This window comes from Prevotella sp. P6B4 (genome assembly GCF_000619985.1).
In the GTDB taxonomy this organism is placed as follows: Bacteria; Bacteroidota; Bacteroidia; order Bacteroidales; family Bacteroidaceae; genus Prevotella.
On sequence record NZ_JHVE01000002.1, the window covers coordinates 268,501 to 284,412 of the forward strand.

The window sequence follows — 15,912 nt, forward strand, 5'->3', positions numbered from 1 at the left end:
AACGTTATAAAACAATAATTTCAGTAAGATTGACACATTTTTCGCCCATCTATGTCCACTTATTCCTGACTTTGCAGCGCAAATAAAGGTCAGATGCCACTCAGAGAGCACTCGTTGAGAGATTATCCCAGTTCGGGATAATCTGATGACATTTGGCATTCTGTCCGAAGGTCTTCGAGGGCTTTGAAATCAGCAGGATAATATTTCACAATAGGGGCGACGGTCATTCTAGCAGCCTTACCTAACCTCTGCTCAAGAAGTTTATATTCTTCGTATTGAGAAAGAATTAATGCCTTGTTTTCCTTCGTCAAAGGAAGATCTTTCACCAGACCTGATTCCCTAATCATTACCCTGCTCTTAGCTGCTACCGACAACTCAACATGCAATTGCACATAACAGATAATATCGAAAAAGTCCTCAGGAGAAAATTTCTCTTTAATAGACTCTAAGAAGATGCCTGTTTGAGTGTTGTCCAACTGGCCGCTCTTGATGGAGTCAAGCAAAGCGAGCTGTTTGTCGAGACCTTTGTCAATCCAACGGTGGATCATATCTACATCGTAGTAATAAGTCCACACCAGAAGACCGCCCATGGTGCCGAATACGAAAATGAACTGTAAGAAGGGATTGAGAAGGAATGTATTGTGGAACACGTGCAGCACAGGTGCTTCCAATAACAGAAATATAGACATTCCTATATCGCTCTTTTTGATGCTTAATCGAGAATGGGAACGTTCAATGATACGAACTGCCAGCATAAGTCCGGCAGCAATGATAGCACTGCAACCCATGTGAATCAATGCCACCTCCAAGCCTCGGAACAGTACGGTGCCGATGCCCATTTCATTGCCCAACAGGAGATAGAACAGGTTCTCAAGGATGGAGAACCCACCGCCTACGGCAGCACCGCAGATGACACTGTCGATGAAGAATACTATCTTCTTTCGGGTGGCTAACCAAAGGAGTGGGAGGGCCTTGACGATCTCTTCCCAAACAGGATTGAAGAATTCAGACTGGTTCTCAGAGAGAATCGACCCTGTCAATTGGAACAGGCCGAAACAGACCAATGCTGCCACCATCCCGCACAGCACCTGCATGAAGAGATTCTTTACGCTGATGAGTGAGAAATTGTCAATCTTATAGACTATAAAGATGTAGATGACAACCGGGAGGATGGCAGCAACAAATAACATTACAACAATTTGAGTGAAATCATGAATTCATTATTACCATGCCTTCCACCATCGAATCCCGATGGTGCAAACAGATGCCCGTAGCCGATGGATAACGTCGTCTTGAGATAATTCAGGAACACCAGTTCAGTAGTCAGTTGGATACCTGTGCTGTAATACATCTTGTGTGATGAGTTCGGATTCCATGCGGAGAGCCCCGTCCCGAAGAATGAACACTGGATCCACGTCGGATAGCAGAACAAGGCACCGAAGTTATTGAGGCGGAGCGGGCGCAGGTTGAGCTCTGCCGTTGCCTTGGCATAGGAGTGTGCTGAGATAGCATCGATGGCGGCACCAGGCATCGCCAAGGATGTACGATATTGGAAGGCGTTCCTATTATCAACATAGTTATTGCGGAAACCACCGAAATAGGTATTGCCAAACACCGACTCTTCGTCGCCAAAGTTATGACCTGCTGCCGTACGGAGCCAGAACGAGGTGTTTCTGTCAAAGGGCACCAGTGTGCCGAAGTTACCTGTAGCCTCTACAGAGGGATAGACTCGTCCGTCAGCCAGATAGCCATAGCCTTCAATGCCCAGCTCGTAGCCCTGTTCTTTCATCACGCCGCCCAATGTGGTGCGGGTCTTTGACCACTTCCCGTAAACCGATGCCGTCTGCATCGACCTGACATCCTGCACCTCAATCTCCTGATACAAGGGCAGTGCATCCATGTCGCCGTAGGCAGCCACCGAGAAGCCCCATGATTTGTCGTACGGCGAAATCAGCGAGTTGGAATAGTCGTAGGCCAGTTGCACCACATAGCCCTTACGGCTTTTTCGCATCGGACCGAAGAGGTCGTAAAAGTCTGTATGGTTCCAGGCTGCCTTGAGGTTCCAGAAATAGTATTTCCAGTCGAAGTCAACATGGAATCTGTTCTTCCAGGCGTTGTTACTCCAAGGGGAGAGACCGACTGACAGTTTCATGCTGCTCAGTCCTACGGGGTCGTTCACGTTAAAGCGATAGCCCAACACGGGGGTCATGTGATTCCACGCCTTGGAATCGGTAAAACCGCTGATGATAGGATAGGCCCCAGCGAACTTCATCTCTTTAAAGACATTGTAGGACGTGATGTTGTTATAGACATCGCCGAAGCTCTTCCTGGGCAGTGAGTCTCTGAGCAGACCCACCTGTTCCATCGCCTCCCTATTGTTCTCGTATGCCAGTTGACCGTAGAGTTTCACGGCATTGGCATCCTTCACCACCTCACGGGAAAGCAGGACGGGTTGCAGTCCGTCGCGCTTGAACTGGAGCGCCAACAGCTGACCGGGCGTAATCTCCAATGGGGCAAAAAGGCCGATGTCGGTATTGGAAAGCATCTCCATCTCGCGTGTCTCTAAGTTGATCTGCCAGAGGTTGGAGACACCCGTATAGTAGGAGCTACCAATCAGGTACTTGTCGTCGAGTGAGAAGCGGAACTGTCCTAAGTTGCTGTCTTTCCAGGTAATCAGTTTCACGGGCTTGAAGATGGCGTTAGCCAGTTCTTCGGTATTAAACAGCAGAAGCGTGTGCTCGCCGTTGTCGCCCTGACTGGTGAGCGACAGCCATTTGCCGTCGTGACTGATATCCGTGTCGAACACGCTGACACCAAACGGGAAGGCATAGATCACTTCAGGATTCTCTAAGTCGCGGTCCATGCGCACAATCGACTGTGTACCGCCATTGGAGAAAAGGCCGTAAAGGCAGTCGTGGGTATTGTCATAAACAATACTGTTGATGCGCTGGAACTTCTTTTTCTTCACCACCTTCTCCTGCTGGATGTCATAGATCTCCAAGCCACGCATCCTCGCGTTGTTCGATGTATAGATGAGTCGCTGTCCTTTGCAGTCGAGGGCTACGTAAGCAGGGTCATAGAGCTGGATGCCGTAGATGTCGTTCAGCCGCTTCTGCTCGCCTGTCTGCAGGTCGATCTCCGTCATGTGTGCAAAGTCGCCAGGTGCATTCATGGCGGCGTATGCCTTTTGGGTAGCAGGGTCATAGACGAATGGTGACACAGATCCCAGCGGCTCTTGGGTTAGCGGCTTGGTCTCTGTGATAGGATATTGGCGGATGGCGGCAAGGTTCTCTTCCTGATGTTTCTTCTCGTCCTCCTTCCAGTCGTTCCATACTTTTCTGAGGGATTGTCCATAGACTTTCTTAAACTGCTTTCCGAAAAAGGTGCGACTGTCGGCCGTTCTGTTATAGAATTGGATCATCTTCTCGTAGCCGTAGGTCTTGGTGAGGTAGTTCACGAAGCGGGTGCCATAGAGATAGGCGTTGGCGCCCACCTGAAAATCCATCGTGGAACCTTCCGTTTCCAGCCCCACCACAGAGTAGAGTTTGTCGCCCCCGTCGATGATACTGCGGAAGTACATCTCGTCGTAGCCGCCTAAGGCACGTCCGACGCCACCGCCGAGCCAGGTCTCCATGAAACAGGCGATACCCTCGTGATACCAACGGGGCGCATACCAACGGGGTACGCTCAGGTAGCTCCATAGGGCAGAGATGGGTTGAGAGTTGTCGGTGCCCACCTTCGTTCCGAAGAAGCGGCGCCAGTTGAGGTCGCGACGATTGTACTTGTCTGTCATGACGATGTGCGTATATTCGTGCTTGAACAGCTGACGGTATCGTTCACTCGACGGGTTGATGTAATACGACATGTTCAACGGAGCCATGCCGATCTGTATAAGAGAACGCGGTAACGGCGTTGCTCCGCCGTTACCGTCGTCTTCCCAGTCTGTCAATAACAGCAAGGGCGCTTCTGGCTGATAGATGGAATCACTGGTCCATATCTGCTGATGAAGTGCTTTGCCGTTCTGGTACATGCGTATCATGTGAGGGATGTAACGTGAGAGGTTCTTGTCGAAGAACACCAGCGTGGCTTCGTCCGTCTTATATTGGAAATAAGTCTGAGTCTGCCCCCAGGATATGCAGGGAATCAATGACAGCAGAACAACAGCAATCCTGTTACGCATGTACGTCGTCGATATCATGAATCAATTTTTCTTTTCTTCTTTTTGCCGTTCAGCTTTTCACTGTTACTTGCAGCTGCTGTCTGACTGATGACGTTGCCAATCGTTTGGTTGAGGCTGAAGTTCTGGTTCTGATTCAGGTTTTGAATTTTTCCAGCATTATTTAATGCGGCGTTGAAAGCAGACATCACATTGCTGGCACTACCAATCTTCATAATCTGGGCATTAGCCAATGTTTGGGCATTAGCCACTATCCGGGCATTAGCCATTTTCTGGACATTGTTTAAGCCGAACTTCTGCATGCTGGCAACAACTTCAGTTGAAGCGTTCTTCATGGCCTCATCGAGGGCGTTGCTGAAGATCTTCTCAACCTCCTGATTATTCAGGGCCAGGCCGTCGTTTACGCTCTTAACAGTAACTTCTGCAGCATTACGGAATACTGAGCATATTCTCTCGAGTGTCTGCTGAGGAATAGCATTACTCAGTTTGGTTTCAACATTCATGTTCTGGGCCAGCTCGCAGCTTTGCAGCACGACAATCTTAGCATTAAGATCAAGATTTTCCACGGCTGCAAGAGCCTTTTCAGCACTAAGCAGGTTGCCCTTCTTGGCCAATGCCTCAGCACTTGCCTTGTCACCCTCGAGGGCAGCAGTCATCTGCTGGTACTCCAACCATTGGTCGCGGACAAGCTTCAGTTTGTCATCGCCCTGAGCAGTCTCTAAATACTTGTCGGTGGTCTCGATGAAACGGGTGGCCAAATTGTTCTGCTTCTGCAGCGTGGTGTATGCCAGTGAGGCGTTGATGGTTGACTGGGCCAAGTCGGGGCACTCCTCACCATCAAGGGCGGCATTCAGGTTAGCGGCTGACTCTGCCAGTGAATTGGCAACGTTGTTCACCAACTCACGGTTGGCATTCATCTCCTTGAGCACCTCGGCAAATGCAGGGATGTTGCCGGCTGCCTCATTTGACATGTCAGCCAGCGTGCCGAACTGGGCGGCACGTGTCTGCATCACCACCTGGGCTGCCACAATACCATCCTTGAAAGCTGAGTCGGTCTGAAGGAGTTCTTCCATATTAGAAAGTTTCTCGGAAACTTGCTCACGAGAGAATCGGGCAGCCTTGCCGATGTTGCCATCTGCCTCGTCATGATTTACAGACCAATCAACAAAGTGAGAGGTAATCAACCCAATGGCGCATACCGCTACAACCGAACACAAGATAATAATACTTTTCTTTTTCATAGGCCTAATTATTACAGTTATTTTTCTCTGACGCTAAATGTCATTCTTATAACATTGATTTTGCAAACATACAACATATTTTGTTTTCATCCAAACTTTTTTGTATTTTTTTGCATATTTGTTGCTATATATGTACATTTTCATGACCAATTCCCCCTCCCTGATTCCTGTCGCAAGTCCATATTTGAACTTAAATAACCGAAAAAGCAGCATGGAAAATCTTAACGATTTTTCCATGCTGCTTTTTTAAGTTCGTTACGCGGTTTCTTAGCCGAATTAAATGATCAATACTCATCCTCGTTGAAAATTAAAGTACATACTAAGTATCAGCGAATTACGCTACTCTGTGCCATTATTGTGCCAGTAATTTCTAGCTTTGGCAAGCCTCTCCTATCATCGCCGAGTGGTCACTGAAATGCGGCAAATGTCTGGTCAATAGAGAGTTTCGAGCACTGTCTAAATGATTGACACTTTTTTCGATTCCATCTAAATCTTTTCCATTACCTTTGCATCCGAAAACAAAGATGTTAAATTAAAGAAAGGATGCTTATGGATAAGAAATTCGACATTCACCCCAGTATTATTGAAGCCTTTGAGAAGGTTGGCGAAACTGAACTAGTAGAAAAACTGACGGCTACAAACGAAGATGACGAGGAACTGGAAGACCAGTTCTCCTTTGGCAATGAGGAACCCACCCTACTCAAAGCCATTGAAGCCATTATTCAGGAAACAAGGAACTCTAACCTGGACAATAGTATCTTCTACTATCTGGAGAAGCCTTTTGAATATCTTGGCAAGCGACTGGAACTCGAAGAACCTGCCGTATTGATGCTGGCGCTGTTGGTAGGCCACTATGCTGATTTACACATCGACATGACGGACTTTATAGAGCATCTCCGATGTACGTCGCTCCAGCTGTTGCCCTACCTCAAACATATCGATACCCTTGAGGAGCGAGGCTATGTGATATGCAATCGCAGTGGCAGACGTCCCACATATCGTGTGCCCTACGAGGTTCTGGAAGCCATCAACAGAAACGAACCTCTCGAAGAAGCCAAACTAACAGACCTTTCGAGTGAAGATCTGATGAACGAGGTGAATACAATTTTCGACCAGTACGATGAGCATGAGCTGTCAACAGAAGCCTTGATGCGACGCCTCAACACGCTTCTTTCCAGCAATCCCCATCTACACCTTGTGAAGCAACTGAAGACCTACAACCTTGACGAGGTGAGTCAGATGCTACTGATGTATTTTGCTGACCAGCTAATCAATGAAAACGAATATTACATCTCAAACCGCCAAATGTTTCTGCTGATAAACAATCGTCAGCAATGGTCGTGCATCCGTCAACAGTTGGCTGGCAACAAGCATCCTCTGCAGGAAAAAGGGCTCATTGAGTTTTCCCATGACGGAGGCTTTGGCAATCGCGAGGCCTATAGCCTGACGATGCAGGCCAAGCGGACACTCTTCAACGAGTTTAACATCAAGAACAACGATGAGGAAGTGTTGCGCAAGGGATTGACTCATCACGAGGATATCACCTGCCGACAACTCTTCTACGACGAAAAGGTGGAGAATCAGGTTGAAGAGCTGGCCTCACTCCTGAACGAGGAACATTATCAGCAGATTCGTCAGCGCTTGCAGGACAAGGGCTTCCGCTGTGGGTTCACCTGTCTGTTTTATGGCTCGCCAGGCACAGGTAAGACAGAGACTGTGCTGCAGCTGGCTCGTCAGACCGGTCGTGATATCATGCAGGTAAACGTCAGCGAGATTAAAAGCAAGTGGGTGGGCGATTCTGAGAAGAATATCAAGGCGCTGTTTGACGACTATCGTCAGAAGGTAAAGGACTGTAAGCGCACACCTATCCTGCTGTTCAACGAGGCCGATGCCATCATCAACCGTCGTCAGGAGATGGCTGAGCGGGGTGTGGATAAAATGGAGAACAGCATCCAGAACATCATCCTGCAGGAGATGGAGACCCTTGATGGCATCCTCATCGCCACCACCAATCTGGAGCAGAACATGGATAAGGCCTTCGAGCGCCGCTTTCTGTATAAGATCAAGTTCAACAAGCCCTCCGTCGAGGCCCGCCAGCACATCTGGCAGAGCATGATTCCTTCGCTCTCTGTGGATGCCGCCAGCCAATTAGCCGCCCGTTACGACTTCAGCGGAGGTCAAATAGAAAACATCGCCCGTCACCACGCCATCGACAGCATCCTTCATGGCACAGAAGCCGACAACCTGCAATCCCTCATCACCCATTGTGACCAGGAGCGATTAGATAAGAAGGCACGTAGGATTGGATTCTAAAAAGATTCCAATCCTTACAAACCTTCTTATACAATTCTTGGAAAATCAGTAAGGTCAAAATCAAATTTATTACCGATAGCAAAATCCTGATACCAGTTTCCTTCTTCGTCTTGTTCATCCACTATTCTCATGGCTTGAATACGAGAATCATCACCCATGTAATCTTGTTCCCATAAATAATATAAAGTATCCCATGCAGCATCTTCAATTTTATCAGCTAACTCCTTATCTTCTTTTTTCAGTTGCTCATAATAAGTTGGACCAAAATCGTCATCATCCATTCCAGATTCTTCGAGGGCCTTTTTGTACTTACGCTCAATCTGTTCAATAACATCATCTGCCAGATCTATTTGAAAATCGAGATCGGTTAACTGCTGATTAATTTCGATACCAATAAGAATTGTTGCCATCATACCAATGTTTTTAAGTTAAACGTTTCTATTATCGGCTGCAAAGGTACATACTATTATTTTATAGGCAAAGGATTAAGTGTCTATATATTTGACAACATCACCCATTATGCTCAAGAGCGATTGGAAAAGAAAATACGTAGGATTGGATTCTAAAATATCTTCCAATCCTTGCCCGTGATGATAGAGATGGGCTTCACCAATCGGCAAAGCACCAGCCCTATCACCACGAGCAACACCCTCACCCCAAAGCTGACATTCGGACCCACGAAGCCAATATAGACCAAGTATAATGGGCTACATATCAGGGCTATTGACAGCAGGAGCGAGAGGGCTGCGAGGAGGAGTTTCATATTGTTATCGTTGTTTGCTCTATTTTGCCGTAATCTTGTTTTTTCCCTCTTCCCATTATCACATTTATGGTGTAACTACCTGTCTCTATCTGACCATCAGGTTGCAAATTATTAAAGGACTTATCAATATCCGCCCATTTCATGTTTTTCATATTGTAATGAGCTATGCATATTGCTTTAAAGGTGTTGATGAACTTTCTTGTGAAGTCGTCTTGAGAGCCTTGTTTGTCTAACAGGAAATTAGCCCATGCAGGAACTATGGCAAGATTCCAATAATTTGTAAAATTTCGGGGATCAAAAGCATCTCCCCAAATATGAGATATTATGCAATACTGGAAATTGCAATCATATCCTGCACTAACCGTATACCCTGTTTCATCTTTTATTAATTCCTTTACCTTTGTATTGCCGTCTTTATCTACAATAATGGGCATTTGTTTTGTGCTTGTACTATTGTTAATTTCACTCGTAAAAAGAAAATAATTATTTTTTTGTATCTTATCGTCTGTACTTTTACGAGCATATAATTCTTCACCTTTTTTAAAAGCCTCTGCAATTTTTTTGAATCTTGACATTGCTAGTTTTGGCGAAAAAAAGTAAGAATTACTTAACACTTCCTTAATAAATGATTTTTCGTCTTTAAACTTTGACAACAAACTATCGGTACCTTTTATTGAAAGTATTTTATCTCCTTCCTCTTTGAGATTCTTAATAGCGTCGTTCCAACCCGTTAGTGTGACATTATACCTATATTTTTCTGTGGTCTTAGGTTTTATACCACTATAATTGGCTAAAAAGATTTTATAGTCACCAATAACCGAAGGCCAATTGTTTATCGAATTTTCATTCAATTGATATTTTTTTAAAAAAGTAGTAATCTTTTCATTATTTTGCATATTATTCTTAATCCATACCAGCTTTTTTAAAAAGGAATAGATAGCACCTAATCCATCAAAAACTTTATTATAGCTTCGTTTATATTGAAAAGCTTTTTCAATGTCATTAATAAGTATTTCGCAACCTATTTTCTCCAATACATTTCTCCTTATCGAAACAATATAGCCTGCTTTTTGATCTGGTCGGCTTAATTTGTCTTCTCTGTCATTCTTTAAATAAGATATAAATTCCTTTTTTAGGTAATATTCATTATCTTCCATAATTAGGTGTTCTTCAATTAAGTGCTCGTCATAAACGAACTCGAAGTAGGGCAGCGAGAACTCCTGCACTAACAGTTCTGTCAGTTCGTCCTGGATGGGATCGGCCCAATGGCCTACGAGCACGATGAACTTATCGATGTTCCAAGCCACACGGCCACGAGGAATCTGCGTATAGTCACCCTTGAATTTCGTTTCCTCATGCGTCGCCTGTGCACGGAAGTATTCCTTGGCCCATATCTGACGATGCAGTTTGGGATAGTTGATGAAGGGGAGACCGTTTTCGGCTGCATCCTCTACCATCTTGGGCGTCAGCTCTTGTTTGCAGACACCAAAGAAGTTGTGCTCTTCCGTATCGTACCAGAAGATTCCTACGCAAGGCATCTGTTCGTCGAACTGAGCCATATCTTCCATCTGTGCCTTATGCTCCGATTCCGTTAGTTGCGTCATAGTGCAATATCGTTAAATAGTAATACGACCGCAAATATACAAACTTTTTGTTGAACAGCCAAAGATTTGATGTAATTTTCCGTCGTCGTACAGCAATGGGGCTCCCAATTAGAGAGCCTATACCTTGAAATACGATTCAAAACGGGTATAGGCACGCGACGGTTTGGGAATAGGCGCATGAACGTTTGGGTATAGGCGAGCGATGGTAAGAAGGCGTGTTTCTCCCTGTTGCACTTAGTTTTTTCCCTTGTAAGGACTAATGCGCATCCTTGTTAGAACCGATACGAATCGCTGCGTGCATTAAGTCGGCCCAAAAATGGTTACGGTTACAAGTGTAACCATGTAACCGCAGAGGATATGAAAGATAAGCCAAAATACTATAACAAGCTAATACACAATGCTTTACGCATTTACGGTTAGTGCTTGAACAACAAAAAGGTTACATGGTTACAGTTGTAACCGTAACCGATGTCACAACTGACGTCACTTTTAGCTCGTTCCTGACGTTCCTTCCACCCGTTCCGATGGCACTTTGCACTTGTTTCGATGATACTTTACCCCCCTAAACTATCATCGGAACGGGTCGTAGATGACGTCGGAAACAGCGTAAGATGACGTTGGAACAACCCTAAAGTGACGTAGACGATACTTGTTCAAAACATTGACACTTTTTGATTGGAGGGTATTTAAAAATGTCGTATCTTTGCAGCGGAAAATTTAAGTTGAACCCTTTAAAAACAATTAAGATTATGGCACATCAATTTTCTACAACAAAAGACAACAGACAGAGAAAAATCAGTGACCTTTTGTTTCGTAACCTTCCTTTGATACAGGTACGCAATCAGCACAGTGTTGCTGTTGAAAGCGGCAACTGGGGAATGATGCTATACTACAAGTTCCTGTATCATCTGCTCGAGGCTTCAATGCCAGATTCCCCCCAGAGAGTACCTGAACACTTGCACAAGATGGCATTTGAGGAACCTGTCGATGCATTGACAGGACTGAAAGCCATTCTGGAACAAGACCGCAAATACAATCCTGACGATGTTGACAAACTTACCAAAGTCATCAACACCATTGAAGCAATAGTCAAACCTATACCTTTTTCTTGATAATAATTTGGCAGATTGGTATTTATTGATTACTTTTGCAACAATAATAATTAAAAACAACAACGCTTATGGAAATCAATATTGGAAAACTCATTGAAGAAGAGATGAAGCGCCAGGGCGTAAGCCATGGAGAGTTGGGCAGGCGCATCTTCAAATCAAGAACCAATGTATATAACATCCTACGACGCAGAGAGATGGATACGGTGTTGTTGAGGCGAATTAGTCGTGCACTGAAAACCAACTTCTTTGCCCTTTACGCCAATGAGATGGAGAAAGAAGGGTGTCGCAAACCTGCAGACCCCACAACGGATATGCTGACATTCACGCTGCAAGACGACGAGAAGGAGTTTTTTGTTGATGAGGATATCAACGAGGGCTATCAGGAAATCGATGCGCTTGATGTCAGTCTGATCATCAATGGTGTGAAATACGATGTGACCCTCGACATGTTGCCAGAAGAATTGTTCCCGATACTCGTATATGTCTATGGCAATGCTCTTGAAAACGGTCCATTAAGAGATATGAACGACGAGGCGCTCGACGAGAACTTCTTCCCTTGGTTAGCGCAGAACCATCCGCTATTAGCCGGCCCCATCGTGTATGCGACGGAAGAGGTGCTGACTGAGCTGATAGCAGACGATGTAGATGGAACATACCGCAATCATATCAATTACGACGCACCAAGCGATGAAGACGAAGACGACTGGTACTGCCTTGGCGATAATGATATCAAATACCACATAGGTAATCTGACTGAACGTATTCATAAAGTTAAAAGGCCCTCATCATGGTTGCTACCAGCTCTCGATTATTGACCAAATCAGCGTTTAAGATTGCGCTGAGCTGTCCGCATAAGCTGTATTACTACGGACGGCCTGACGAGTATGAGAACGCCAATGCCAACGACGAGTTCTTGGAGTCGTTGGCTGAAGGCGGTTTCCAGGTGGGTGAACTGGCAAAGATCTATTGCGATGTGCCAGACGACTGTGACATGGAGGACATCATGGGGCACGAGGAATCGCTGCAACGTACACAGGAACTGATGCAAAGCGACCAGGTGAATATCGCTGAGGCGGCCTTCTGCTTCGGCAATCTGTTTGTGCGTGTGGATATCCTGAAGAAAGATGGTAACCGTATCGAACTGATAGAGGTGAAGGCTAAGTCGTGGAATCCTGAAACGGATAATTTTATCAGTTCTAGGCCCAAGGGAGCCGTAGCCAGCGGCATTCGTCCCTACGTCTATGATGTAGCTTTCCAGAAATATGTGGTGTGCAAGGCCCTGAAAGAGTTGTATCCCAACGAGGACTACAGCGTCAAGGCTTTCCTGATGATGGCCGACAAGAGCAAGCGTGCAGATATCGATGGTCTGAACCAACTGTTCAAGATAGAGAAGAACCAGCAAGGTCGTGCTGAGGCCGTAATGGCGCCCGATGCTCGCCAACGGATAGCCCAAAGTAAGGTGCAGGTGGTAACACCTTTCGATGTGGATGAACTCTGCGATACCATCATTGCTGGCGAAACCACTGAGCAGACAACAGATAAGAATCCTACCTGCATGGGGATGCGCTTTGTGCCGTTTATCCATTGGGCAGCCGATTTCTATTGTAATGGCCATCGTTGTTCTGCACCAATAGAACTGGCTGGCAAGTGTTTGAAATGCGAGTTCCATTGTATAGCCGATAGTGACAAGAAGGATGGCAAGCGTGAATGTTGGCTGACACAGGTAACAGAAGACGATTATGATCATCGTCCGCTCATCGCCACCCTGAACGGCAGTAGCCTGAGCACCAATCGTGGAAAATGGGTGAGCGAGGGGAAATACTTCATGGACCAGTTGACCGAAACGGAACTGAAGCCCTATAACGAGAAGACACCTGATGCGCCAGGCTTGGATGATTACCAGCGCAAATGGCTGCAGATAGGTTTGGAGACGAAGAACGAAGGCATCCTAAGCCGATTCAAAGAGCATCTGAATGGCAACGTCTATCTGGATGTAGACGGTCTGCGCGCAGAAATGGCAACGTGGAAGTACCCACTCCACATGATTGACTTCGAGACCACAGCCGTAGCCCTACCTTATTACAATGGCATGAAGCCCTACGAGCAGGTGGCCTTTCAGTTCTCGCACCACACCATCGATCAAAATGGGAATATCAAACATGCTGGTCAGTATCTGAACGAAGTCGTGTCGAAGTTCCCCAACTTCGAGTTTGTTCGCGAACTGTATCATCAGCTGAAGGACGACGACGGCACCATCTTCCGTTACGCCACCCACGAGAACAGCATCCTGCGTGCTATCGCTGGTCAGTTGGCCGATAGCGACGAACCAGACAAGGACGAGTTGATTGCCTTCATCCGTAGCATCACCCACGAAAAGGACAAGAACCACAATCTGGTGTATCAGGGCGAACGCGACATGGTGGATCTGTTGCAGGTGGTCAAGCGCTACTTCTACCAGTTGGACGAGATGCATGGCAGCAACAGCATCAAGCAGGTTCTGCCAGCCGTATTGAACAGTAGCGACTATCTGAAACAGAAGTACTGCCAGCCTATCTATGGCTCCATCATCCCAAGCTGCAACATCAAAGAGACGGAACCTTTGGCATGGATTAAGCTAGAAGCCGACGGTCACGTAGACAGTCCTTACCACCAGTTGCCTTCTGTAGGTGAACTGATTGGCATGAGTGAAGAAGATATGAACCAAATGGAACAGCTATCCACCAATGATACAGACTTCGAAGTGGCCAACGGTGGTGCCGCCCTGACAGCTTACAACAAGCTGATGTTCTGCGAGGGCCAAGGCATGAACGATGCCCTTCGACAAGCCCTGCTGCGCTATTGCGAGCTCGACACGATGTCTATGGTATTCATCTGGGAGTACTTTCACGATATGGTTACAAAGAAGAAATGAGGCTTGAAAATTCAAACCTCATTTTTTCTTTAATACTCATCCTCGTTGAACAGGAAATCTTCCTTGGTAGGATAATCGGGCCAGATGTCTTCGATGCTTTCGTACATCTCACCTTCATCCTCAATCTCCTGCAGGTTCTCCAACACTTCGAGTGGAGCTCCAGAACGGATAGCGTAATCTATAAGCTCATCCTTGGTTGCTGGCCAAGGCGCATCTTCTAATTTTGAAGCTAATTCAAGTGTCCAATACATAATTCAAGTTGTTAGTTTAACTGATTCTTTTAATTTTGGTCGCAAAAGTAATCAATTATTTCCTATCTACCAACATTTTGCCATACTATTTCACTCTGATTTGCGTTAAAATTTATTTTTTTTGCCAAAACGAAGAGATAATCACTCAATCTGTTCACATATTGCAATATTTCGGGGCTGATTTTTGCTACTTCTGACAGCGCAACGATACGACGTTCGGCTCGACGACACACCGTACGACACACATGAGCCTGAGCTGCCTTCTGTGTCCCTCCAGGCAAAACAAATCCCTGTTTCTCGGGCAGCAACTTCATGATATCGTCTATCTTTTGCTCAACCATTTCAATCTCTCCGTCAGGAAGATGTGCAGAGGTGGATAGGGGGGTCTGCTCCTGATCGGTTGCTAAGTTAGTACATACATTAAACAAACAGTTCTGGATGCGGATAATCATCTCCTTATCTTCACCATCGGATAGCATTGAAGCCAACAAACCTAAATGACTACTCAGTTCATCCACGGTTCCATAAGCCTCAAGCCGTGCGCTGGCCTTTGAAACACGCTGACCGCCTACAAGCGATGTTTTACCCATATCGCCACCTCGGGTATAGACTTTAGTTATTCTCATAAACAGTTAGAAGTTAATTTTATAGTTTTGCTTATATCTTGTTTTATCAAAGAAAACAATACCGCAGTAATAGAGATCAAAGGTTACCGATGTTCTTGTATCTGACTCTATCTCATGCCAGCGCACCCAATCACGCCAGATACCTTCAACAACCACCACGGAATCCTGATTGCATTTAGATAGCAAAGCCTCCCATCCATCTTGGTCCTCAATCGTAATTCTGGCTAGTTCTACCTTATTAATATTAGGTACGAATACCGTTTGATGACAACCAGCCTGCCAATAACGCTGGTAACAGTCGGGCATCATCGTAGAAGGCCGACGCCAATTGGCCAGACGGAAATACAGGCGCCCCAGTTTACTGGTAAGCCAATCATCGCCCACCAGTTGCTTATAGGCATAATAAGGCCAATGCTCGTTTATCACATAGCGAACAAACGAGTAATCGGTAGGCGACTGGATACCAAACCCTCGGCACCGATGAATACGCCCAAACCAAACCAAACAGCCTTTCACTTGATTCATTAGTGCAAAGATAGTGCAAATCGAGTAAAATACCAAATAAAAAAAACAAAAAAAATAGGAACCACTCGAAAGTGATTCCTACTTCGTTATAAAAAGACGGCGGCTTCCTACTCTCCCGCATTGCATTGCAGTACCATCGGCGCAGGTGGGCTTAACTTCTCTGTTCGGAATGGGAAGAGGTGGGACCCCACTGCAATAACCACCTGATATAGGTTATTGACATTGTCGACACAAGAAACCTCCGTAGAAGTTTGTTTCAGATACTAGATTACATCTGATAATATCAGCATGAAGCGAAAGAGCTCGGGCAATTAGTAGTGCTCGGCTTTGACGTCACCGTCTTTACACCTGCACCCTATCAACGTCATCGTCTATGACGACCCTCAATG

At 45.8% G+C, this 15,912-nt stretch carries 13 protein-coding genes and 2 rRNA genes; 4 read left to right on the plus strand and 11 right to left on the minus strand.

The window, feature by feature from the left end; all coding sequences use genetic code 11:
• Positions 1 to 122: 122 nt before the first annotated feature.
• From T491_RS0102285 to T491_RS0102295, 3 genes are read right to left on the minus strand one after another with little or no spacing between them, the layout of a single operon-like run.
• Positions 123 to 1,190: a PrsW family glutamic-type intramembrane protease gene (locus T491_RS0102285; protein ID WP_028902435.1), complete on the minus strand. Its 1,068-nt coding sequence runs from the start codon at positions 1,188 to 1,190 to the stop codon at positions 123 to 125.
• On the minus strand, positions 1,190 to 4,198 hold the full coding sequence (locus T491_RS0102290) for a hypothetical protein (protein WP_155949993.1): 3,009 nt from the start codon (positions 4,196 to 4,198) through the stop codon (positions 1,190 to 1,192). Before T491_RS0102290 ends, T491_RS0102285 begins: the two co-directional genes overlap by 1 nt.
• Positions 4,195 to 5,418 (minus strand): hypothetical protein, encoded by a 1,224-nt coding sequence (locus T491_RS0102295; RefSeq protein WP_028902437.1) that lies wholly within the window; start codon positions 5,416 to 5,418, stop codon positions 4,195 to 4,197. The genes T491_RS0102290 and T491_RS0102295 overlap by 4 nt, the downstream gene beginning before the upstream one ends.
• Positions 5,419 to 5,967: 549 nt before the next feature.
• On the opposite strand from T491_RS0102295, the gene T491_RS16880 reads away from it, so the two are divergent.
• Complete coding sequence (locus T491_RS16880) at positions 5,968 to 7,731, plus strand: ATP-binding protein (protein WP_197018776.1); 1,764 nt, start codon at positions 5,968 to 5,970, stop codon at positions 7,729 to 7,731.
• A 26-nt stretch (positions 7,732 to 7,757) separates the two neighbouring features.
• Here T491_RS16880 and T491_RS0102310 read toward each other — a convergent pair whose 3' ends face one another.
• The 3 genes from T491_RS0102310 to T491_RS0102315 all read right to left on the minus strand — a co-directional run bounded on the left by T491_RS0102310 (position 7,758) and on the right by T491_RS0102315 (position 10,098).
• Complete coding sequence (locus tag T491_RS0102310; protein WP_028902439.1) at positions 7,758 to 8,144, minus strand: hypothetical protein; 387 nt, start codon at positions 8,142 to 8,144, stop codon at positions 7,758 to 7,760.
• A gap of 149 nt (positions 8,145 to 8,293) precedes the next feature.
• On the minus strand, positions 8,294 to 8,494 hold the full coding sequence (locus T491_RS17575) for a hypothetical protein (protein ID WP_155949994.1): 201 nt from the start codon (positions 8,492 to 8,494) through the stop codon (positions 8,294 to 8,296).
• The gene (locus T491_RS0102315; RefSeq protein WP_028902440.1) at positions 8,491 to 10,098 is read right to left on the minus strand and encodes a hypothetical protein; all 1,608 of its coding nucleotides are present in this window, start codon (positions 10,096 to 10,098) and stop codon (positions 8,491 to 8,493) included. The genes T491_RS17575 and T491_RS0102315 overlap by 4 nt, the downstream gene beginning before the upstream one ends.
• A 749-nt stretch (positions 10,099 to 10,847) precedes the next feature.
• Here T491_RS0102315 and T491_RS0102320 point away from each other — a divergent pair.
• The 3 genes from T491_RS0102320 (at position 10,848) to T491_RS0102330 (ending at position 14,121) form a co-directional block, all read left to right on the plus strand.
• Positions 10,848 to 11,210 carry a hypothetical protein gene (locus T491_RS0102320; protein ID WP_155949996.1) on the plus strand — a complete coding sequence of 121 codons (363 nt, stop codon included), beginning with the start codon at positions 10,848 to 10,850 and terminating at the stop codon, positions 11,208 to 11,210.
• Positions 11,211 to 11,278: 68 nt separating this feature from the next.
• Positions 11,279 to 12,025: a helix-turn-helix transcriptional regulator gene (locus T491_RS17815; RefSeq protein ID WP_197018777.1), complete on the plus strand. Its 747-nt coding sequence runs from the start codon at positions 11,279 to 11,281 to the stop codon at positions 12,023 to 12,025.
• Positions 11,998 to 14,121 (plus strand): DUF2779 domain-containing protein, encoded by a 2,124-nt coding sequence (locus tag T491_RS0102330; protein ID WP_036915098.1) that lies wholly within the window; start codon positions 11,998 to 12,000, stop codon positions 14,119 to 14,121. The genes T491_RS17815 and T491_RS0102330 overlap by 28 nt, the downstream gene beginning before the upstream one ends.
• Before the next feature lie 29 nt (positions 14,122 to 14,150).
• On the opposite strand, the gene T491_RS0102335 is transcribed toward T491_RS0102330, so the two are convergent.
• The 5 genes from T491_RS0102335 to T491_RS0102355 form a co-directional block, all read right to left on the minus strand.
• The gene (locus T491_RS0102335) at positions 14,151 to 14,372 is read right to left on the minus strand and encodes a DUF2795 domain-containing protein (RefSeq protein ID WP_028902443.1); all 222 of its coding nucleotides are present in this window, start codon (positions 14,370 to 14,372) and stop codon (positions 14,151 to 14,153) included.
• Between the two features lie 62 nt (positions 14,373 to 14,434).
• Positions 14,435 to 14,998 carry a cob(I)yrinic acid a,c-diamide adenosyltransferase gene (locus T491_RS0102340; protein WP_028902444.1) on the minus strand — a complete coding sequence of 188 codons (564 nt, stop codon included), beginning with the start codon at positions 14,996 to 14,998 and terminating at the stop codon, positions 14,435 to 14,437.
• 6 nt (positions 14,999 to 15,004) lie between these two features.
• Positions 15,005 to 15,523, minus strand: a complete 519-nt coding sequence (locus T491_RS0102345; RefSeq protein ID WP_036915099.1) for a hypothetical protein — start codon at positions 15,521 to 15,523, stop codon at positions 15,005 to 15,007.
• A gap of 94 nt (positions 15,524 to 15,617) precedes the next feature.
• Positions 15,618 to 15,730 (minus strand): 5S ribosomal RNA (gene rrf, locus T491_RS0102350).
• A gap of 83 nt (positions 15,731 to 15,813) precedes the next feature.
• A 23S ribosomal RNA gene (locus T491_RS0102355) occupies positions 15,814 to 15,912 on the minus strand; the annotation flags it as partial.